At 42.2% G+C, this 19,615-nt stretch carries 22 protein-coding genes and 3 other annotated features; of the genes, 4 read left to right on the top strand and 18 right to left on the bottom strand.

The window, feature by feature from the left end; genetic code table 11:
* Positions 1-156: 156 nt before the first annotated feature.
* Both ACIFOD_RS19490 and zapA read right to left on the bottom strand, forming a co-directional pair.
* Positions 157-696 carry a CvpA family protein gene (locus ACIFOD_RS19490; RefSeq protein ID WP_113969560.1) on the bottom strand — a complete coding sequence of 180 codons (540 nt, stop codon included), beginning with the start codon at positions 694-696 and terminating at the stop codon, positions 157-159.
* Positions 697-703: 7 nt separating this feature from the next.
* Positions 704-964 carry a cell division protein ZapA gene (zapA, locus tag ACIFOD_RS19495; RefSeq protein WP_148969875.1) on the bottom strand — a complete coding sequence of 87 codons (261 nt, stop codon included), beginning with the start codon at positions 962-964 and terminating at the stop codon, positions 704-706.
* Positions 965-1,096: 132 nt separating this feature from the next.
* Here zapA and rnhC point away from each other — a divergent pair, with 132 nt between their 5' ends.
* Positions 1,097-2,020 carry a ribonuclease HIII gene (gene rnhC, locus ACIFOD_RS19500; RefSeq protein ID WP_430315952.1) on the top strand — a complete coding sequence of 308 codons (924 nt, stop codon included), beginning with the start codon at positions 1,097-1,099 and terminating at the stop codon, positions 2,018-2,020.
* A gap of 121 nt (positions 2,021-2,141) precedes the next feature.
* Here the strand turns inward: rnhC and pheT are convergent, their stop codons facing one another.
* The 3 genes from pheT to ACIFOD_RS19515 form a co-directional block, all read right to left on the bottom strand.
* Positions 2,142-4,556: a phenylalanine--tRNA ligase subunit beta gene (pheT, locus tag ACIFOD_RS19505; protein ID WP_430315953.1), complete on the bottom strand. Its 2,415-nt coding sequence runs from the start codon at positions 4,554-4,556 to the stop codon at positions 2,142-2,144.
* Positions 4,557-4,583: 27 nt separating this feature from the next.
* Positions 4,584-5,621, bottom strand: a complete 1,038-nt coding sequence (gene pheS, locus ACIFOD_RS19510; RefSeq protein WP_430315954.1) for a phenylalanine--tRNA ligase subunit alpha — start codon at positions 5,619-5,621, stop codon at positions 4,584-4,586.
* Positions 5,622-5,701: 80 nt separating this feature from the next.
* Positions 5,702-5,941: a binding site (T-box leader), on the bottom strand.
* Between the two features lie 59 nt (positions 5,942-6,000).
* Complete coding sequence (locus ACIFOD_RS19515) at positions 6,001-6,762, bottom strand: TrmH family RNA methyltransferase (protein ID WP_430315955.1); 762 nt, start codon at positions 6,760-6,762, stop codon at positions 6,001-6,003.
* Between the two features lie 125 nt (positions 6,763-6,887).
* On the opposite strand from ACIFOD_RS19515, the gene sspI reads away from it, so the two are divergent.
* Positions 6,888-7,118, top strand: a complete 231-nt coding sequence (sspI, locus tag ACIFOD_RS19520) for a small acid-soluble spore protein SspI (protein WP_430315956.1) — start codon at positions 6,888-6,890, stop codon at positions 7,116-7,118.
* Between the two features lie 143 nt (positions 7,119-7,261).
* Complete coding sequence (locus ACIFOD_RS19525) at positions 7,262-7,804, top strand: cysteine hydrolase family protein (RefSeq protein ID WP_430315957.1); 543 nt, start codon at positions 7,262-7,264, stop codon at positions 7,802-7,804.
* 61 nt (positions 7,805-7,865) lie between these two features.
* On the opposite strand, the gene ACIFOD_RS19530 is transcribed toward ACIFOD_RS19525, so the two are convergent.
* Together ACIFOD_RS19530 and ACIFOD_RS19535 are read right to left on the bottom strand one after the other, a co-directional pair.
* Positions 7,866-8,951 (bottom strand): M42 family metallopeptidase, encoded by a 1,086-nt coding sequence (locus tag ACIFOD_RS19530; protein ID WP_397552010.1) that lies wholly within the window; start codon positions 8,949-8,951, stop codon positions 7,866-7,868.
* 100 nt (positions 8,952-9,051) lie between these two features.
* Positions 9,052-9,540 carry a dUTP diphosphatase gene (locus ACIFOD_RS19535; protein ID WP_430315958.1) on the bottom strand — a complete coding sequence of 163 codons (489 nt, stop codon included), beginning with the start codon at positions 9,538-9,540 and terminating at the stop codon, positions 9,052-9,054.
* 146 nt (positions 9,541-9,686) lie between these two features.
* Here ACIFOD_RS19535 and ACIFOD_RS19540 point away from each other — a divergent pair, with 146 nt between their 5' ends.
* Positions 9,687-10,073, top strand: coding sequence for a sigma-w pathway protein ysdB (locus tag ACIFOD_RS19540; protein ID WP_397552008.1), 387 nt, complete (start codon positions 9,687-9,689; stop codon positions 10,071-10,073).
* 23 nt (positions 10,074-10,096) lie between these two features.
* Here ACIFOD_RS19540 and ACIFOD_RS19545 read toward each other — a convergent pair whose 3' ends face one another.
* The 11 genes from ACIFOD_RS19545 to ACIFOD_RS19595 all read right to left on the bottom strand — a co-directional run bounded on the left by ACIFOD_RS19545 (position 10,097) and on the right by ACIFOD_RS19595 (position 19,503).
* Complete coding sequence (locus ACIFOD_RS19545; protein ID WP_397552007.1) at positions 10,097-10,666, bottom strand: TVP38/TMEM64 family protein; 570 nt, start codon at positions 10,664-10,666, stop codon at positions 10,097-10,099.
* A 94-nt stretch (positions 10,667-10,760) separates the two neighbouring features.
* The gene (locus ACIFOD_RS19550; protein WP_149156231.1) at positions 10,761-11,039 is read right to left on the bottom strand and encodes a DUF1294 domain-containing protein; all 279 of its coding nucleotides are present in this window, start codon (positions 11,037-11,039) and stop codon (positions 10,761-10,763) included.
* Positions 11,040-11,127: 88 nt separating this feature from the next.
* A complete protein-coding gene (rplT, locus tag ACIFOD_RS19555; RefSeq protein WP_113969573.1) occupies positions 11,128-11,487 on the bottom strand; it encodes a 50S ribosomal protein L20 in 360 nt (119 codons plus the stop codon).
* A 28-nt stretch (positions 11,488-11,515) separates the two neighbouring features.
* Positions 11,516-11,716 carry a 50S ribosomal protein L35 gene (gene rpmI, locus ACIFOD_RS19560; protein ID WP_032087387.1) on the bottom strand — a complete coding sequence of 67 codons (201 nt, stop codon included), beginning with the start codon at positions 11,714-11,716 and terminating at the stop codon, positions 11,516-11,518.
* Positions 11,717-11,738: 22 nt separating this feature from the next.
* Entirely contained in the window at positions 11,739-12,242 is a 504-nt protein-coding gene (gene infC / locus ACIFOD_RS19565) for a translation initiation factor IF-3 (RefSeq protein WP_060671022.1), read from the bottom strand.
* A 90-nt stretch (positions 12,243-12,332) separates the two neighbouring features.
* Positions 12,333-12,470, bottom strand: a sequence feature (ribosomal protein L20 leader region).
* 174 nt (positions 12,471-12,644) lie between these two features.
* Positions 12,645-14,576, bottom strand: coding sequence for a threonine--tRNA ligase (gene thrS, locus ACIFOD_RS19570; protein ID WP_113969575.1), 1,932 nt, complete (start codon positions 14,574-14,576; stop codon positions 12,645-12,647).
* Positions 14,577-14,634: 58 nt separating this feature from the next.
* Positions 14,635-14,889: a binding site (T-box leader), on the bottom strand.
* Positions 14,890-14,962: 73 nt separating this feature from the next.
* Positions 14,963-15,829: a putative sporulation protein YtxC gene (locus ACIFOD_RS19575; RefSeq protein ID WP_430315959.1), complete on the bottom strand. Its 867-nt coding sequence runs from the start codon at positions 15,827-15,829 to the stop codon at positions 14,963-14,965.
* Between the two features lie 353 nt (positions 15,830-16,182).
* Positions 16,183-17,115, bottom strand: coding sequence for a primosomal protein DnaI (gene dnaI, locus ACIFOD_RS19580; RefSeq protein ID WP_397552005.1), 933 nt, complete (start codon positions 17,113-17,115; stop codon positions 16,183-16,185).
* Between the two features lie 12 nt (positions 17,116-17,127).
* Positions 17,128-18,513, bottom strand: coding sequence for a replication initiation and membrane attachment family protein (locus tag ACIFOD_RS19585; RefSeq protein ID WP_430315960.1), 1,386 nt, complete (start codon positions 18,511-18,513; stop codon positions 17,128-17,130).
* 71 nt (positions 18,514-18,584) lie between these two features.
* On the bottom strand, positions 18,585-19,040 hold the full coding sequence (gene nrdR / locus ACIFOD_RS19590) for a transcriptional regulator NrdR (RefSeq protein WP_113969579.1): 456 nt from the start codon (positions 19,038-19,040) through the stop codon (positions 18,585-18,587).
* Positions 19,041-19,122: 82 nt separating this feature from the next.
* Entirely contained in the window at positions 19,123-19,503 is a 381-nt protein-coding gene (locus ACIFOD_RS19595; protein WP_397552003.1) for a cytosolic protein, read from the bottom strand.
* Positions 19,504-19,615 lie beyond the last annotated feature (112 nt).

The raw sequence follows: 19,615 nt of genomic DNA on the forward strand, positions 1-19,615 counted from the left end.
CTTTAAGATTCCAAGTCCCTTGCAAAAGCAAAACGACTCCATCTATATAGTAGCAAAATTGCTATAAAAAGAAAAAAGACTGACTTATAAGATGAACAAATTCGCTAAGGCATCCCTAACGAATTTGAATTGCATACTTATAGTCAGCCCCTTCTTTTAGGCTACATATTCAATCCACCAAGATTTCACCATATCAGAGAAAACAGGAGTATGTTTAACCATCGCTTGCGCAATAAATGAGTTATTTATGAATGTTTGAACCGACTCGATCGGCAATAATACGGCGATAAATAATAGAATGAAGATCATTAAGTATGCTTCAATAAAGCCTAATATCCCTCCGCCAAGAACATTCAACTGCTTTAAGAGAGGAAGATGTGCAACAAAATCGAGCATCGATCCAATTATTTGCAGGATGATCCGGACTGCGAAGAAAATCATGGCAAATGCGATCACACGATAATAAGCCTGATCTAAATTGGTCGATTCAAAAATCATATTCAATGTGGACTGCTCGTCCAATACAGGATAAGGAATCCATAATGTTAACTTCGGTGCAAGCTGATCATAATATATGTATGCTACAATAAAAGAAACGATAAATCCGAATATGTGGACCAATTGCAAAATGAATCCACGTTTTAAACCTATTAAAAATCCTATCACCAGGATAATCAACAAAGCTAAATCCAGCATCTTTTTTTCAATCCTTTAAACGTTTGATTTCTCGTTCCAGCTCTTCAAACTTTTCTTGTAGTTTGAGATAATCATTTACGGCATTCACCGCTGTCAGAACGGCGAGCCTGCTTGTGTCGAGAGATGGATTCATGGAGTTTATTTCTCTCATTTTGTCATCCACTTTAGAACAAACAAATCGGATTTGACTAGTTGATTCAGTCCCAACAATCGTATATTGTTGACCATATATGTCTACAGTGGTGCGATTTTTTTGTTGTTCAGACAACCTGAAAGCCCCCCATTCATAAGAATCCTAAACATTATCATACCACGAAATCTTTTGATTTTGGAAGGAATTTGTCATATTAGCTCACATTTTTTATTATATACATGAATTTTGTCATAAGGAGAGAGAAACTTGGCTAATACCGTCATTCAAGCAAACAAAGAAACCATTGAGAAAATGAAAGGCCACTACCAAAACGTATTAACGGACAAACTGCCACCGGGTGCCGTTTTTGTAGCAAAGCCATCCGGCTGTACGATCACTGCCTATAAATCGGGGAAAGTATTATTTCAGGGATCTAACGGAGAAGGAGAATCAAGTCAGTGGGGCAGCAGTGAACCTCCAAAGGTAAAATCACCTTCCAAAGGGATGACGACACTGCCTGAAAACTTCGCCGACTGGTCTGTCATCGGATCAGATGAAGTGGGCACAGGCGACTTCTTCGGGCCGATCACGGTGGTAAGTGCTTACGTGAAGAGAGAGCATCTTCCCCTTATGAAGGAACTCGGAGTAAAGGATTCTAAAAATTTATCCGACCCCCAAATCATCAAAATTGCCCGGGATTTAATTGCCGCCATTCCGTATTCATTACTCATCCTGCATAACCCTAAATACAATGCGATGCAGGCAAAAGGAATGACACAGGGGAAGATGAAGGCTCTCCTGCACAATCAGGCGATCCTGAACCTGTTGGAAAAAATGGACCCGGAACTACCTGAAGGAATATTGATCGATCAGTTTGTTGAAAAGAATACCTACTACAAGCATATTTCTGCACAAAAGAAAATCCAACGGGACCGCGTGTATTTCAGCACAAAAGGTGAAAGCATCCATCTTGCTGTCGCCGCTGCCTCGATCATTGCACGTTACGCCTTCTTAAAGGAAATGGACAAATTGAGTGAAAAAGCTGGTGTTGAGATACCTAAAGGTGCCGGTAAGCATGTAGACGTTGCCGCAGCGAAAATCATTAAACGAAAAGGAATTGAAGAATTAAAATCTATGACTAAATGGCACTTTGCGAATAGTGAGAAGGCGATGAAGTTAGCCGGGAAATAAGTAAAATCCCCATCGGTTATTCCGGTGGGGATTTCTGTTTGGATGGTCGTGTTATCCTGGATTCAGCAGTTGAATTAGGAAGGTGCCAGACGATTGTCTGACACCTTCCAATTGAGCTGTATTACCCTCTCAACTCTGCTCCTGCTTTTTCCTTCACAGTTTGCAGTACTTTATCATGTACTTTGACCACTTCTTCATCCGTTAATGTCTTAGCCGGATCGAAGTATTTTAACGAGAACGCAAGGGATTTCTTGCCTGCTTCCATATGTTCCCCTTCATAAAGATCGAAGACTGAAACTTCTTTCAGAAGCTTGCCTCCTGCGTCTTTAATGAGGGACTCAAGCTCCCCGGCTTTCACATCTGTATCCACGACCAGGGCGATATCCCTTGTGATCGATGGATGACGCGGGATTGACGTGTAGCTTAATGCCGGCTTTTCGTAATGGAAGATAGGTGACGCCTTCAGTTCGAACACATAGGTTTCGTTCAGGTCCAACTCTTTTTCCGCTTCCGGATGAATCGCTCCTACAAAACCGATGACTTCATTGTCCAATAGAATTTCAGCCGTTCTTCCCGGGTGCATGCCCTCTACCGCTGCCTGGCGGTAAGAAATTGATTCGGAAACACCGATTTCTTCGAACAGACCTTCAAGGATACCCTTCGCTACGTAGAAGTCAGCAGGCTTCTTTTCTCCCTGCCAAGGATGCAGATGCCAAAGGCCCGTCATCGCCCCTGCAATATGCTCCTCTTCTTTAGGCAGCTCTTCTCCTGATTCCTGTAAGAAAACGGATCCCACTTCATAAAAGGCAAGTGAATCATTTTGGCGTGCTTTATTGTACGTAAGCACTTCAAGAAGCTGTGGAATGATGCTTAAGCGGAGATTGCTTCGCTCTTCACTCATAGGCATCAATAAGCGGACAGGCTCTCTTACGTCCAGTGCATATTGTGTTGCTTTCTTATCATTAGTTAGAGAATACGTAATCCCCTGCAGGAGTCCTGCTCCCTCTAAATAACGACGAACCGTACGGCGTTTCAACTGATGATTTGTAAGTCCGCCAGGTGTTGATTCTCCCTTAGGCAGTGTCAGCGGAAGGTTGTCATAACCGAAAAGACGTGCCACTTCTTCAAGTAAATCTTCAGGGATTGTAATATCCCCTCTTCTTGTTGGAGCCGTTACAACAAACGTTTCTACATTGACTTCCACGTCAAATTGAAGTCGGCGGAAGATATCTGCAACTGTATCAGCTGAGATGGACGTGCCCAGTGAAGAATTGATTTTTTCTAACGTAATCTCTACTTTCACAGGTTCAACTTCAAGTTCGTTAAACAAAACCGTGCCTTCAAGCACTTTCCCCTGTGCATATTCAGCCATCAGTTGGGCAGCTCTCTCCCCTGCTTTCAGGACACGATCAGGATCGACACCCTTTTCATATCGTGTGCTCGCTTCACTGCGCAGTCCGTGATCTTTCGAAGCTCCCCTGACAATCGCACCAGTGAAATAAGCCGCCTCAAGAAGGACCGTCGTTGTATCATTTTGAACCTCAGAATTTGCTCCACCCATCACTCCTGCAAGAGCGACCGGCTCAGTGCCATTCGTAATGACAAGCTGGCTGCTTGATAAGGTTCTTTCTGCATCATCAAGTGTGACGAATGTCTCCCCATCAGTCGCACGACGGACAAGGATCTCCTTCGAGCCAAGGCGGTCGTAATCAAACGCGTGAAGAGGCTGACCATATTCCAATAATACATAGTTCGTAATATCGACTACGTTATTATGTGGTCGGATCCCGGCTGAGATCAACGCATTTTGCATCCATAATGGAGATGGACCGATTTTCACATCTTTGATGATTTTGGCACCGTATAGAGGATTATCTTCTTTCGCCTCCACTTTTACCGATACATAATCCGACGCCTTTTCGCTGCCTGCAGATAAATCTGTTTGGGGAAGCTTCACTTCACGATCCAAAATGGCGGCTACTTCATACGCCACTCCCAGCATGCTTAAGCAATCAGAACGATTGGGGGTTAAGCCCAATTCCAGAATCGCATCATCCAGATTCAATAATTCAACTGCATCTTTGCCTACTTCAGCATCATCCGTGAACACATAAATTCCCTCTGCATGTTCTCTTGGTACTAGCTTTCCTTCTACTCCAAGCTCTTGAAGGGAACAGATCATCCCGTGAGATGCTTCACCACGAAGCTTGGCTTTCTTGATTTTGAAGTTACCCGGCAGGACCGCTCCAACCTTTGCGACAGCCACTTTTTGACCCTTGGCAACATTGGGTGCTCCGCAAATGATTTGAACAGATTCTTCTTCTCCTACATCCACTAAGCATTTATTTAATTTATCCGCATCGGGATGTGGCTCACATTGTAATACATGACCAACGACCACATTTCTGATTTCTTCCCCGATTCGTTCAACACCTTCAACTTCAATCCCGCTTCTTGTAATCTTCTCTGCTAACTCTTCAGGTGTGACACCAGACAAGTCTACATAATTTTCTAACCATTTATATGAAACAAACATGTGTTAGTACCTCCTACCAATTTTCTTTTACTCTTGAGTTCCGAACTGAGTGACAAAGCGCGTGTCGTTTGTGTAGAAATGACGGATATCATCGATTCCGTATTTCAGCATGGCAATACGTTCAGGTCCCATTCCGAATGCGAAGCCTGTGTATTTCTTGGAATCGAATCCTGCCATTTCGAGTACGTTCGGGTGAACCATTCCTGCTCCAAGAATTTCGATCCATCCCGTTCCTTTACATACACGACAGCCTTTTCCACCACAGATTTTACATGATATATCCATTTCCACTGAAGGCTCTGTAAACGGGAAGAAGCTCGGGCGCAAGCGGATTTCACGATCTTCGCCGAACATCTTTTTCGCAAACACATTAAGCGTTCCTTTCAGGTCACTCATGCGGATGTCTTCATCGATGACGAGTCCCTCGATTTGAGTGAATTGATGAGAGTGTGTTGCGTCATCTGTATCACGACGATACACTTTCCCTGGACAAATAATTTTAATTGGTCCTTTGCCTTTTGCCAGTTCCATCGTTCTTGCTTGAACCGGAGAAGTATGAGTGCGCAGAAGGGTTTCTTCCGTAATATAGAAGGAATCCTGCATATCACGGGCCGGGTGTCCCTTGGGAAGGTTCAGTGCTTCAAAATTATAATAATCCTTTTCCACTTCCGGTCCTTCAGCAACGGTATAGCCCATTCCGATAAATAAATCTTCAATTTCTTCCACAATCATCGTGAGCGGATGGTGATTCCCTTTTTTCACAGGGCGCCCTGGTAACGTAACATCGATGGTTTCAGATTGAAGCTTCTTTTCAACTGCTTCTTTTTCAAGAATGGCCTGCTTCGCTTCAAGTGTTTCTGTAATGGCTCCACGAACTTCATTCGCAAGGGCCCCCATTTTAGGACGCTCTTCCGCTGAAAGTTTCCCCATTCCTTTTAAAGCCTCGGTTACGGGTCCTTTTTTACCCAGATAAGCTACACGGATATTATTCAGTTCTTTTAAATCCTGTGCTTCGTTCACTTTTTCGATTGCTTCTTGTTGAAGGGATCGTAATTTGTCCTCCATTTATACTTCCTCCTTTAATGTATATCGTCCGAATGATCGTACTGGATTGGTTTGAAAACAAATAAAAAAACCCCATCCCAAAAAGGGACGAGGTTTATATCGCGGTACCACCCTTATAAGCATATCCACACAAGGGACATACTCACTTCATTCGGATAACGGCTTTGCCGGAGCATCTTTACATCCATCAACTGAATGGTCCCGATGCCAACTCGAGAGGTGAAATCTTCACATCATGCGTTCCTAAGAATGCTTTCAGTCCAGGGCATTCTCTCCCTTAAAGAAGGTCATGTGCTACTTTCCTCTTTCAACGTTTTTTAAGTTATATGTGCATTATTATAGTGAATGTCCAGGCGAATTTCAAACCTTTTCAAGAAATTCACTGCCCATTTTTAAAATAGTATAATAAAACCCCCGCAGCGATCGCTACATTTAACGATTCGCTTTTCCCATAGATCGGAATATATAGATTCTGATCGGTTTCAGTTAGGAGGTCTTTCGACATACCATTTCCTTCGTTACCTACTATAAGAGCATAGGAAGATTGGGGATTGATCGTTGTATATTCAACACCATTTTCAAGTGCTGTCCCGTATACAGGGATGTCCCGTTCTTTCAATTTTGAAATGGTTTCATGGAGATCCCTTCTAATAATCGGAATATGAAAGTGACCTCCTTGTGCAGAGCGTAATACCTTAGGGTTATAGGGGTCAACCGTTCCCTTGCCTAACACGACCATATCAATACCCGCTGCATCAGCCGTGCGAATGATCGTCCCGATATTCCCGGGATCCTGAAGTCCATCCAAGAGCATGAATGTTGCCGCTTTATCAATGTCATGTTCATCTTCTTTTTGCTTACAAACGGCGAAAACCCCTTGCGACGTCTCGGTATCGGACAAGGCTTTACCGACTTCTTCTGATACCATCGTCATGGAAACGGAGTCTACGGTCCATTTCTGAGGAAGATCGGTTCCTTCCACTTGGATCAGTTCAAGGACCGTATCCTCCTGCTTCAATGCTTCTTCCACAAGGTGAAAACCTTCAATTATGTATGTACGGGTGAGATCCCGCTCTTTTTTGGTTAGTAATTTCTTCCACTGCTTCACAACAGGATTTTTCGAGGATTGAATATACTTCAATCGTATCCGCTCCTTTAGATTACTATTCAAGGTCTCATTATACCTTAACTTTCCTACATAATAAATTCAATTTGAGACAAGATAACAATGAATTCCTCATCCTATCAAAAAAGGAGAAATGTGTGATGAATCTTAACTTACGAAAAGCAATCATACACAACGTATCTGGTAACAACCAGGACGAACTGAGAGACACCATCGTCGATGCAATCCAAGGCGGAGAAGAAAAAACCCTTCCTGGACTGGGTGTACTCCTTGAAGTCTTCTGGCAAAACGCAGATCCCCAGGAACAAAAAATGGTCCTCGAAACATTAGAGGAATCATTGCAACAGCAACAGCAACAACAACCACAGTAAGAACATGGGTGACCCTGAATATGGGTTGCCCTTGTTTATTTACCTGCGCCATCCATATTAAAATTTTCCCCTGATTTGGTTTTACTGCCTCTCTTTCAGTGGTAATGAAAAATACATAAGGTAACGGAAGGGGAAACGAATGTATGAGTCACAAGAAAAGCGCATTAGTGATCATCGACATGATTAACACCTTTGATTTCCAAGGTGGAGAGGATTTATACGAAAACACTTTGAAGATTGTAGATAATATACGCGAAATGAAGAGAAAAGCGAAGGAATCCGGCATGCCGGTCATTTATGTGAATGATAACTACGGTCTCTGGCAGGACAATATGAATGACATTATCGAGCATTGCAAAAAGAAAAAAGGTGAAACCGTAATCGAAAGACTTCACCCTGATACAGATGACTATTTTATCATCAAACCGAAGCATTCGTGCTTTTTCGGGACGCAACTTGATATCCTGCTTCATCAGCTGGATGTAAAACACCTGATACTAACAGGAATCGCAGGGGATATCTGTGTACTCTACACCGCCAATGATGCCTACATGAGAGAGTACGATATCTCGATACCTAAGGATTGCATGGCTTCAGAGACAGACGAGGACAATGAAAGTGCCATTCGCATTATTAAAAAAACGATCGGTGCCGACATGACCCTATCTGATCAAATGACTTTATAATGACAGCCACACTATCTCATGAAAAAGAGACCCTAATCCGATAGGGTCTCTTTCCTTACAATCAATCAAATGTAATCTTCGCCACTGTATCTTTATCTAACTTCTTGATCACTTCTGTAATCAGTTTAACCGCATTCTCATAATCATCACGATGCAACATCGCAGCATGGGAATGGATATAGCGGGTCGCAATGGTGATTGATAAAGCAGGAACTCCGTTTGCCGTTAAATGAATCGCACCGGAATCGGTTCCACCACCGGCAATGGCATCAAATTGATACGGAATGTTATGCTCATCCGCTGTATCTGTTACAAAGTCACGAAGCCCCTTGTGAGAAATCATGGATGCATCATACAGGATGATTTGCGGGCCTTCACCCATTTTACTTGAGGCTTCCTTGTCAGAAACGCCAGGTGTATCTCCTGCAATTCCAACATCTACACCAAAGGCAATGTCAGGCTGGATCTTGGCTGCTGACGTTCTCGCTCCACGCAGGCCAACTTCTTCCTGCACTGTTCCTACACCATATACCACGTTTGGATGCTCTTGACCTTTCAGATTTTTCAGTACATCAATGGCAATCGCACATCCGATGCGGTTATCCCATGCTTTCGCAAGAAGCATTTTCTCATTGTTCATCACCGTGAATTCGAAATGAGGGACAACCATATCCCCCGGCTTCACTCCCCACTCTTGTACTTCTTCGCGGCTTGAAGCTCCGATATCAATAAACATATCTTTAATATCAACCGGCTTTTTACGTGCTTCCGGAGGCAGGATATGCGGCGGTTTGGAACCGATCACTCCCGTTACTTCTCCTTTATTCGTCACGATCGTCACTCGTTGGGCAAGCATGACTTGTGACCACCAGCCTCCTACTGTTTGAAAACGCAGGAAACCTTTGCTGTCGATTTGAGTGATCATGAAGCCGACTTCATCAAGATGCCCGGCCACCATGATCTTAGGTCCGTTCTCATCTCCTACTTTTTTAGCAATTAAGCTCCCCAGATTATCTGTTGTGATTTCATCTGCAAATGGTTCTATGTATCGCTTCATTACGTTTCGTACTTCTCTTTCATTCCCCGGTACACCTTTTGCATCGGTTAAATCCTTGAGCATAGTCAATGTTTCGTCTAATTTTGTCACTGTTTCGACCCCCTAAATGTTTATACACTCTCATTATACTAAAATCTGTCCGATTCATCAAAATTTCCTGAATCTTCTCAAACTATCACTGGTGAACCGATTAATATCCTTCTTTTTGACGATTATAATTCACTTCATTCTTCTTTACATAAGCGTCAAACACCTCTTCATGGGAGAACCCTAACAACTCACCCAAATAGACATAATGCCTGAACAATTGTTGAAAATGCTCAACCGAACGCTCCTCAGCAAAGTGATTGGCCGACTTGAATACTTCCAGGAATTGTTTCGTTACATCTTCATTTGCGTAATTGGTTTCCCCTAAATCAAATTGCTGAATACCGATTTCAAGTCCCAATGACAGGATAAAATGGATTCCATCCACAAATTCTTCTAGGATCACTTCCTTCGATGAAGGTGATTTCTTACTCCAGAACTTAAAGCTTCTCGTTTCGTTAGCCAGTTCCCCTACTTCAACAAGGAGGGCAAGGATCTTCTTTTCAATTAAATCTGCGTTTCGCAAACCGTGCTCTTCTTCAATATGCTGATCCAGCTTCTCCTGCATGTCCAATAACTTTTCAATATTCATGACGTTTTCTCCCCTCGTGATGCCCATTTTTCTGATGTTCTCTCTTAGTATGACAAATTTTCAAAGAAATTTTAAATAAAATGAAACCTTTTTCTGTTTTTATCGTAAATAATAGGAGAAGACTTATGCCTAGGGAGGTAATGGGAATGCTTTGGCTTATTCGGTTAGTGATTTTTTTCCTTATTCTTTATCTTTTATACCGCAGTGTGAAATACATCATAGACCCAAAGCGAAAGCTGGAACTTGCCCAGGAGCAGAAACGTTTTTACTTTCTCGATGATCAGGAAAATGTACGTAAGAATTTTCACATAACGTATAAAGGAGTTCTTTTCGAAGGAGAAAAATATCTGGGAGCAACAGAAAAATCCTTTGAGGTGGTTTCCATCTTTGTTTGGTCAAAAAACATCTCTTCTTTAAAGGGACTGACTCAAGAAGATTTTCAATACCTGCAGAATGAAATCAAAGAAAGATACCCTAATGCAAAGCTGGATTGGAAAAGCCCGATTCATGAATTCCTAAAAAATAAGCAATAAAAAAACGGCTGCTTAGCCGTTTTTTATTTACCCGGAAAGAACTCTCTCCATTCGATCACTCTTACTTTTTCTCTTAGCAGGTAAAAGAGGACGATGAGTGCCAGCAAAATCATGACAAGAATAGGAGGGGAAAATTGTTTGATGTATTGACCGAAAACCGTGTAAAAAAACGCCAGGGGAATATTAGAAATAACTGAGGCCCGGATGAAAGGTTTAAGCTTTTTCTTGCGTTCAAGCAAACAAAGGTTCAGCAGCTGATAATGAACAAAAGGAATCAACCGCAGAATAGCAATTTGACCGGTTGTGAGAGTAGCATTTCTTCCAAACCATTTTTCTTTCAGTCTCAGAAGCTTTTCATAGAAAGATGTAAAGCTCTTTATTACAAAATAAAAAGTAATAGATAAGAGCGTTAATCCGATTAATGAATACAGAGTGCCGAATATACTTCCGAACAGCACTCCTCCCGCCATACAGACAAGGGCTACCGGGATGAACAAAAATTGCCTTAGGATATGAAACAAGATAAACAGAACAGGAGCCAAATACCCACTAGCTTCCATGAGGGCGAATGCAGCAACTAACCGTTCGTCCATGGCTAAGGTGACCTCCTCTTCTTTTCTAAGCTGTTATAGCCACTCTCTATATAGTATGTAAAGGAGACGGGTTAAAGAATGAAAACTTCAATTTCTACAACTTAGTATTCAGCCAGATAAAAAGCAGACTATGAAGCATGACAAGAAGCGGAAAACCGAAAGCGAATACTTTATGTTTCGTTTTATGCCTGTATACCTTCATTCCCATATATGCGCCGATGCTGCCCCCGAGAATCGCCACCTGCCACAAAGTACTCTCCTTGATGCGATATTCATTTCGCTGCGCCTTTCTCTTATCCTTGCCCATGATGATAAAGCCGATGATATTGATGACAATAGCATATAGATATAAAATACCTGTTAACGTACCCATGATTTCTACCTGCTTTCCAATGAGATTTATATAAGAAAGGACCGGCCAGAGGCCAGTCCTTTTTGACTGCTAACTTAGTCAGCAGTAATTATTTGTTAAGTTGAGCTTTAGCAGCATCTGCTAATTGGTTGAATGCTTTTTCGTCAGCAATCGCAAGCTCAGCAAGCATTTTACGGTTAACTTCGATACCAGCAAGCTTCAATCCGTGCATTAAACGGCTGTAAGAAAGACCGTTCATACGAGCAGCCGCATTGATACGTGTGATCCATAATTTACGGAAATCACGTTTCTTTTGGCGACGATCACGATAAGCATACATGTATGATTTCATGACTTGTTGATTTGCTACTTTATATAAAGTATGTTTTGAACCGAAATAACCTTTGGCTAATTTAAGAACTTTTTTACGACGTCTGCGTGTTACTGTTCCGCCTTTTACGCGTGGCATAATAATTCCCTCCTGTTTCTATTACTTCTTATTTTAGGTTGTCAAGCATATGACGAATGCGTTTGAAATCTCCTTTAGAGACAACAGCCGCTTTACGTAGCTTACGCTTTGCTTTAGTAGATTTGTTTGCGAATAAGTGGCTTGTGTAAGCGTGTGAACGTTTAAGTTTACCAGAACCTGTTTTCTTGAAACGCTTAGCTGAGCCGCGGTGAGTTTTCATTTTTGGCATGTGCTTTTCCTCCTCGGGTCCTTTATTTTTCGTTAACTGGTGCAAGCACCAAGAACATACTGCGACCATCCATTTTCGGTTTTGATTCAACGGTTGCTACATCTTTACACTCATCACTGAAGCGATCCAGAACGCGTTGACCAATTTCTTTGTGCGTAATCGCACGACCTTTAAATCGGATTGACGCTTTAACTTTGTCTCCTTTTTCAAGGAACTTACGAGCGTTACGAAGCTTAGTGTTGAAATCATGCTCATCAATCGTCGGGCTTAAACGCACCTCTTTAAGATTGATGATCTTCTGATTCTTACGCGCTTCTTTGTCTTTCTTCTGTTGTTCAAACTTAAACTTACCGTAGTCCATGATACGAGCAACGGGTGGTTTTGCATTTGGAGCAACCAGAACAAGATCAAGATTTACACGTTCAGCGATTTCAAGAGCTTCATTCTTGGTTTTAATCCCAAGTTGCTCACCGTTTTGATCGATAAGACGTACTTCACGGGCACGAATCGTTTCGTTTAAAATCATGTCTTTGCTAATAATTAGCCACCTCCAAGGTTTATTAAAAGAATACACGGCTTTGGCCGACGCACTCGGACCTCCTCTGCATGCTTGAAGCATACAAAAAAGATGCGAGTGTCGAAACACCCGCACCTGATTATTAAGCATATATAATGGCTTTAATAGTCAATCACATACCTGTAAACAGCTGAACGCGTTATTCAGGTGAGAAGCGGGTAGCTTCTTCTTGTACCAAACTGTATTCAATTCACCTTAGATAATATATCACATGACAATACCGCTGTCAAATAATCATTTAATATCACAACGTATTTCATAATATCAGACATCTAAGGAGAGTGCAATAGTTTTTTGAAATTTATATGGGAGGGACGGACCTTGATGCAAGGTCCGTCCTTCTTTCTCTTCTTATCGTTTGGCTTCTTTTGTGATGTGGCCGATGAACTCGTCAAGGGAAATCGTTTCTGATTTTTGCTCTCCGTATTTACGTACGTTGACAGCCGTTTCCTTGATTTCATTATCCCCCACCACAAGCATGTAAGGAACTTTACTCATCTGCGCTTCACGGATCTTGTAACCGATCTTTTCATTACGGTCATCGATATCAACACGCAGCCCTTCAGACTGAAGCTTTTCTTTCACTTCTTTCGCATAGTCGAAGTGAACATCCGGAGAAACCGGGATCACCTGAACCTGCGTCGGAGCGAGCCAAGTCGGGAATGCTCCTTTGTATTCTTCAATCAGGAATGCCACGAAGCGTTCCATTGTAGATACGACACCACGGTGGATGACAACCGGACGATGCTGCTTCCCGTCTTCCCCTACATATGTTAAGTCAAAGCGCTCTGGAAGTAAGAAGTCCAGCTGAACAGTGGATAACGTTTCTTCCTTACCAAGGGCCGTTTTCACTTGAACGTCCAGTTTAGGGCCGTAGAATGCCGCTTCCCCTTCTGCTTCAAAATACTCAACGTCCAGTTCATCCATGGCTTCCTTGATCATTCCTTGTGCACGGTTCCACATCTCATCATCATCAAAGTACTTCTCAGTATCTTCAGGGTCACGATAAGACAGACGGAAGGAATAGTCATTCAGATCAAAGTCTTTGTACACTTCCTGAACCAGGCGTACCACACGCTTGAATTCTTCCTTGATCTGATCAGGACGGACGAAGATATGTGCATCATTCAGAGTCATTCCACGAACACGTTGAAGGCCTGATAGTGCTCCTGACAATTCATAACGGTGCATCAGACCAAGCTCGGCTATCCGGATCGGAAGCTCACGATAGCTGTGAATGCCGTTTTTGTAAATCATCATATGATGAGGGCAGTTCATCGGGCGAAGGACAAGATCTTCATTATCCATCTCCATGACAGGGAACATATTCTCCTGGTAATGATCCCAGTGACCGCTTGTTTTGTACAGCTCAACGCTTCCCATGACAGGTGTGTACACGTGGTCATAGCCTAAACGTTCTTCTTTATCAACGATATAACGCTCGATGATGCGGCGGATCGTGGCACCTTTAGGCAGCCACATCGGCAGGCCTTGTCCCACTTTTTGCGAGTTCATGAATAGATTCAATTCTTTACCGATTTTACGGTGATCACGCTCTTTCGCTTCTTCCAAAAGACGCAGATGCTCTTCCAGGTCTTCTTTCTTGAAGAAGGCTGTACCGTAAATGCGTTGAAGCATTTTATTATCACTGTTCCCTCGCCAGTAGGCCCCAGCGATGCTTAACAGTTTGAACTCTTTAATTTTATTTGTGGACGGAATGTGGATTCCACGACATAAATCGAGGAATTCTCCTTGCTCGTAAATGGAGACTTGTTCTCCTTCAGGAATCGCCTCAAGTAATTCAAGCTTATACTCGTCACCGATTTCTTCATACATTTTCTGCGCTTCGTCGCGGCTTACTTCTTTCCGGACCACTTCCAGGTTTTCTCCAGTGATCTTCTTCATTTCTTTCTCGATCAATGGAAGATCTTCAGGAGTGAACGTGTGCTCGGAATCAATATCATAATAGAATCCACCTTCGATGACAGGTCCGATTCCAAGCTTTGTTTCAGGATATAGGCGTTTAATCGCCTGTGCCATTAAATGGGCTGTACTGTGACGAAGAATTTCCAGTGCATCTTCTCCTGGGGGTGTAACGATTTCAATCGCCCCATCCTCTTGAATCCCTGTACGTAAATCAATTAATACATTATTTATTTTACCAGCGAGCGCCTTCTTCTTCAGTCCGGGACTGATGGACGCAGCAATCTCTTCTGTTGTTGTCCCTTTAGGAAACTCCTTGACATTTCCATCGGGGAACTGCATTTTCACTACTTCTGACATGTGATTTCACTCCTTAAGTAATCTCTATAAAACATAAAAAACCCCGCCCCTTCACGCTTGAAGGGACGAGGTTAATAAGTAAACTCGTGGTTCCACCCAACTTCTCATTGTGTGCAAAATACAGACAATGACTTCATTGAAAACGAATAACGACATTTAGCCGTCAATCATTACTGTGAATCCGTCAAGATTCAGTTCATAATTGAAGTTCCGAGGTGGTAAATATCACTACCGAATTAGGAAGCTTGCAGCCAGGAGACTTCCCTCTCTGTGAATGGAATAGGAATATTGTTGTCCTCATCATAACCTTTATTTATTGACTTATTATGTAGGTATTATAATCGGTTATGTTTTGAAAAGCAAGAGCATTCCATAAAATAAGAAGCCTATTCATTCGCGATATCCCAGGAAGGATAGAGAAGTGTATCAGGGAAGTAACTCAACGGCAAAAGATCGATTCGTTCTTCAAAAATATTCTGAAGCGTCCTGATTAATTGATGGTCCCCATTCCCGTACACGAGTATCTTCTCCGGTGCAAGGGATAATAACGGAGCTATGGTGTATGAATCAACGTATAACGGGTGATTCGTCAGAAGGCGTTTATCAATCGCCTTCGTCAATTCCTGCCGTGTCACCTCTTTCATGTCTTCATCAAAGAAACGATAGCCGTAACCCGTCGAGTACAGATGGATCGTGCGCATTTTCTGCTCCCTCGATGCCAGATACTCCCGCAGCATATGGACAAACATTTGATATTCCTGCTCCATCTTATATTCATCAATAGCAAGATCCAGCATAAGGAGCAGTCTCTCCTGAAGCTTCTTCAGCCTGAACTTGCTGAAGGAGTCGAATGATATGGGGGCCTTCCCTTCCAACAAAAGCTCCAGACCGTCATGGACGTATTCGGCCTCGTCCCATTCACCGATAAGCTCCATCAATTCAGGTCGTTCCCCCATCCTCATCTCTGATACGATTTCTAATATTTGATTGATTTCATCAACATCTTCATAGAAGTAATTTTCTTTCAGGGCTGATTCGGACCAGTCCATGCATTTATCATTTAAGACAAAGTGGGAAACCCCATTGAATAGTTTTTCTCTTTCCTTGAAGAAAGGGGAAACCTCTATCGTCAGATTATAGTGAGTTGTATGTTGAAAGAGCGTTTCATGAAACCATGATTGGATGAACTCTTTATTGAGGTGTGCTTGAAGCTTTAACGCATCATTTTTTTGCTTGAAAATAAATTCAATCAAACTTTCTCGCCTCCTTAAACCCAAATCCCTGATTTATATATATGGGAGGCTTGTATCATTTAGAAGTTGATGAGGGAATTTAATTGTTTCTTTTTGAATCTATGCCGTTATGGACTCCATGAACATGCATTAGCTTCCATGCACGATGAGTAATCCGGCCGACTTTGCCGATAATCCGGCCGTTTCTTCCGAAAATCCAGCCGAAAACCTCCATAATCCAGCCATTTCTTGGAATAATCCGGCCGTTCCCCCTAATAATCCAGCCGATTTACAAAAATTGCAAAAAACACACATCAAAGTGTCGAATGCACAAAAAAAGAGAAGAAATCGCATGCAATTTCCTCTCTTACATTCTATTCTCTTCTATTTCGCCCATCAATCAACACAGGCTGAGACAAGTATTTAATCCGTTCCATGATCCGCGCAGCCTTCAGTTTTTCTTCTTCTCCCCGCTGACTGTACGTCAAATGATGCGTCAGTTCGTTGAAGTTGAAGTTGGAAGTGAAGAATGTCGGCAGGTTTTCAAGCATCCTGTATTGGAGGATCGTCCCCAGGATTTCATCTCTTCCCCAGCTTGACATGGTTTCTGCGCCGATGTCATCGAGCATGAGGATCGGTGCCACTTTAACCATTTCAAGTTTTTCATTTACCGTGTTGTCTCCCAGCGATTGCTTGATTTCTCTAAAGAATTCAGGAACGTACACAATCAGGGACGCAATTTTTTTCTCGGCGAGTTCATTGGCCATCGCCCCTAACAAATAGGACTTACCCACTCCGAACTTGCCGTAAAAATAGAGTCCTTTCATTTTTGTACCTTCTGTATAGTTCTCCACGAAATTCTTCGCTAATCGAACTGCCTCCAATCGGCTTTTCGAATCAAGATCCAGGGTTGAGAAAGATGCCTGCAAAATATCCTTCGGCACATACAGGCTCTTGATTAGACGCTGGGCGCTCGTTCTTTCATCGTGAATGACTTTTCGAGGGCAGCGATGGTAATCGATGTCGATGGTGTTGCCCCTGATCACCAAATGAGGGTCATACCCTTCCATCATATTCTTACACTCCTGTAAAGAAGGACAGTATCGACATTCTTTACTTTGAGAGATGTATTCATATAACTTCATCAGACTCTCATTTACCATTTCCCCTGTTACACGGCCTTCATTCCTGCGAATAAAATCCTTCACATCATTGTTTTCAAGAATCTCTTTTTTCATTTGCTCATATCTTTGTTGAAACGAACCAGAAGTCGCCAACTTTTTCAGGGTGTTATTTATTCTCTCCACCGCTACGTTCACCTACTTCCGAAAATTTTTAAGCTCTTCTTCGAGTTTCTTCTTTTCTGCTTCGAAATCATATCCATCAAGGGAAGGATCAATTTCTTTCTCGGTTTCACCTTCCTGGAACCATTCCGGGAGTTTTTCCGTACGAGTCGGCTTTCTTCGTCTATTCGTTTTATTTTCCTTTTTCCCTTCAGCCCACTCAAGATACTGCTTGTGTTCTTTTTTGGCTAATTCCATGGCTTCACTTGCAGTCGTCACCTTTTTCCTCGACCAATGGGACGCGATTTTTTCCATATATCCTTTTGTGAGCTTCATGTCCGTTTTCAGCAAAACATATTGTACCAGGACATTCATGACACCAATCGGCAACTTCTGTGACATGAGCACCTCTTCAACAGCCTGAAGGTCTGCCTTAGAAGGCGCTCCTCCATTTGATATGTCAGATAGAACATCCTTGGGCGACGTTGTTTCCAGATAATCAATAAGCTCTTCTTCTTTCGTGCGGGGTTTATCCGATTTCACAGGCGCTTTAGTCTCTATTCTCGCAGTCAAATCGGGCAGTTGATCACCTGTCTGAACCCCATACCAATCACGTGCGGTTTTGCGCAGCAGCTCTATATCGATGGTATCATCTGCATCCAGGGAGCTAAGGACGATATTTTTCATTTGAAGAGGATCAATTCCGTACAGATAGCTCAGTTTCAGAACCGTTTCCTTTACATTAGTCGTAAAGGCTTTACGTGGAACCATGGATTCAGATAACCCTGCCAGTAATAACTGAAAATCAAAATCGATATCATCCAGTGGAAGACCACCATTCTTCCCATATTTCATATATTGTTCACCAGACTTAGTCTCGGAATCCATATTTGCATCGTGTTGGAGAAAATTAATCTGTTCCGATGTGAAAACATCCTGAAAGGACCTGGTGATGTTTACGTGTTGCTGTTTATCTACCGATTCGTCAGTGAAGAATTTCTTTAAACGCAAATAATGAGTCCTGCCTATTTTCCGGTAAAGATACACATTTAACATGCCATCATGAAAGAATTCCTGAGGGGTAAGAGGTGGCTGCAGTTCATAAAGAAAGCTCCGATCCTCGTTGTCCCTTTTTTCGAACGCCTTTAACAATCCTATCCCTTCAAGCTTCATTCTCGCTTCATATACTTCTTGAAGATTAACAGACAGAACGTTCATCAGATGATAATGAGTAGAATGTGTGGACCACAGCCTGTTTTCTTCTACTTCTCCCCACAAACTCATATAAAGACTGTAACAAACCGAACCAATTAAAGGCTGGTACAGAAACGTGATGATTTTCCGATCGTATTCCTGAAGAATCCCATTTGTCCCTACCGTGTAGTGATCGATTGGTTGTATTTCATTCCAATGCTTCTTCATCATAGTTGGATTCTACCTTTCAAAAAAATAAAGAGAAAAGAGCTAAAGAATTACATCTTCAGCTCATTCTTCTACTCTTTCTTTATTAATTCTTTCAGTTCGTCTATAAATACATTAATATCCTTGAATTGTCTATACACAGATGCAAAGCGTACGTATGCAACTTCATCTACCTTAGCAAGTTGATCCATGACCATCTCACCGATCTTAACCGATTCTACTTCAGAAGCACCTTGATTACGGAGGTCCTTTTCAATATCCGTTGAGATCTTTTCTAATCTCTCAAGAGGTACCGGGCGTTTCTCACAAGCCTTGATCAACCCTCTCAAAATCTTCTCTCGACTAAACTCTTCTCTTACCCCTTCTTTTTTCACCACAATTAAAGGAAGCTCCTCAACCTTCTCGAAGGTCGTGAAGCGGAAAGTACATACTTCACATTCTCTTCTTCTCCTGATTGAACGTCCTTCATCAGCAGGTCGGGAGTCCACTACTCGTGTACCATTATGCTGGCAAGACGGGCACTTCATAATATCAGCTCCGTTATTACATACTATTACTTTCATCATATAAAAAAGCTGCGACTTACACAAGCTAATAAAGGATTTACCGTTATTTCACTTTTGTCAATTCACTGTCAAGCTTTTGATAATAATGGTTAATCTGTGCTTTTAAGACCGTATATGTACCAAAGACTTTCCCTCTATCCGCGCTGACCTTGAAATCGACTGCCGTTTCAAAAGGTCTTACCGTGATGACCGTTGCGACGATAAACAGTTGGGGAGTACCATTTTTACGGACCGTAATTTCCCCTCTGTCCTTAGACTGGGAAATCACCTCATACTCAGAGGATGAGAATAACTCTAATACTGCATTAAATGCACCTTGATGCATGGATTTATAATAACGTGATTTCAGGTCTTTATCTTCGTGCTGATCAGATGTCTCACATTCTGATTGAAACCGTTTAAAAAAAGTACGTATTCCGCTCATATAAAGTTCCTCCCTTTATTTACCCTTATTTTACACGAAAACCGCACGAATGAAAATTCAAAATCAATTCTGTACAAAAGCATAAAAAAAGAGATGCATCTAATACGCATCT

Source organism: Rossellomorea sp. NRS-1567 (assembly GCF_050467885.1).
GTDB classification, from domain to species: Bacteria; Bacillota; Bacilli; order Bacillales; family Bacillaceae_B; genus Rossellomorea; species Rossellomorea aquimaris_C.

Coding starts and splice junctions, on each gene's coding strand:
- ACIFOD_RS19490 (WP_113969560.1), bottom strand. CDS start 696: ATGCTGGATTTAGCTTTGTTGATTATCCTGGTGATAGGATTTTTAATA.
- pheT (WP_430315953.1), bottom strand. CDS start 4,556: ATGTTTGTTTCATATAAATGGTTAGAAAATTATGTAGACTTGTCTGGT.
- pheS (WP_430315954.1), bottom strand. CDS start 5,621: ATGGAGGACAAATTACGATCCCTTCAACAAGAAGCAATCGAAAAAGTG.
- sspI (WP_430315956.1), top strand. CDS start 6,888: ATGAATCTTAACTTACGAAAAGCAATCATACACAACGTATCTGGTAAC.
- ACIFOD_RS19525 (WP_430315957.1), top strand. CDS start 7,262: ATGAGTCACAAGAAAAGCGCATTAGTGATCATCGACATGATTAACACC.
- ACIFOD_RS19535 (WP_430315958.1), bottom strand. CDS start 9,540: ATGAATATTGAAAAGTTATTGGACATGCAGGAGAAGCTGGATCAGCAT.
- ACIFOD_RS19540 (WP_397552008.1), top strand. CDS start 9,687: ATGCTTTGGCTTATTCGGTTAGTGATTTTTTTCCTTATTCTTTATCTT.
- ACIFOD_RS19545 (WP_397552007.1), bottom strand. CDS start 10,666: ATGGACGAACGGTTAGTTGCTGCATTCGCCCTCATGGAAGCTAGTGGG.
- ACIFOD_RS19550 (WP_149156231.1), bottom strand. CDS start 11,039: ATGGGTACGTTAACAGGTATTTTATATCTATATGCTATTGTCATCAAT.
- rplT (WP_113969573.1), bottom strand. CDS start 11,487: ATGCCACGCGTAAAAGGCGGAACAGTAACACGCAGACGTCGTAAAAAA.
- rpmI (WP_032087387.1), bottom strand. CDS start 11,716: ATGCCAAAAATGAAAACTCACCGCGGCTCAGCTAAGCGTTTCAAGAAA.
- infC (WP_060671022.1), bottom strand. CDS start 12,242: ATGATTTTAAACGAAACGATTCGTGCCCGTGAAGTACGTCTTATCGAT.
- thrS (WP_113969575.1), bottom strand. CDS start 14,576: ATGTCAGAAGTAGTGAAAATGCAGTTCCCCGATGGAAATGTCAAGGAG.
- ACIFOD_RS19585 (WP_430315960.1), bottom strand. CDS start 18,513: ATGAAGAAGCATTGGAATGAAATACAACCAATCGATCACTACACGGTA.
- nrdR (WP_113969579.1), bottom strand. CDS start 19,040: ATGAAGTGCCCGTCTTGCCAGCATAATGGTACACGAGTAGTGGACTCC.
- ACIFOD_RS19595 (WP_397552003.1), bottom strand. CDS start 19,503: ATGAGCGGAATACGTACTTTTTTTAAACGGTTTCAATCAGAATGTGAG.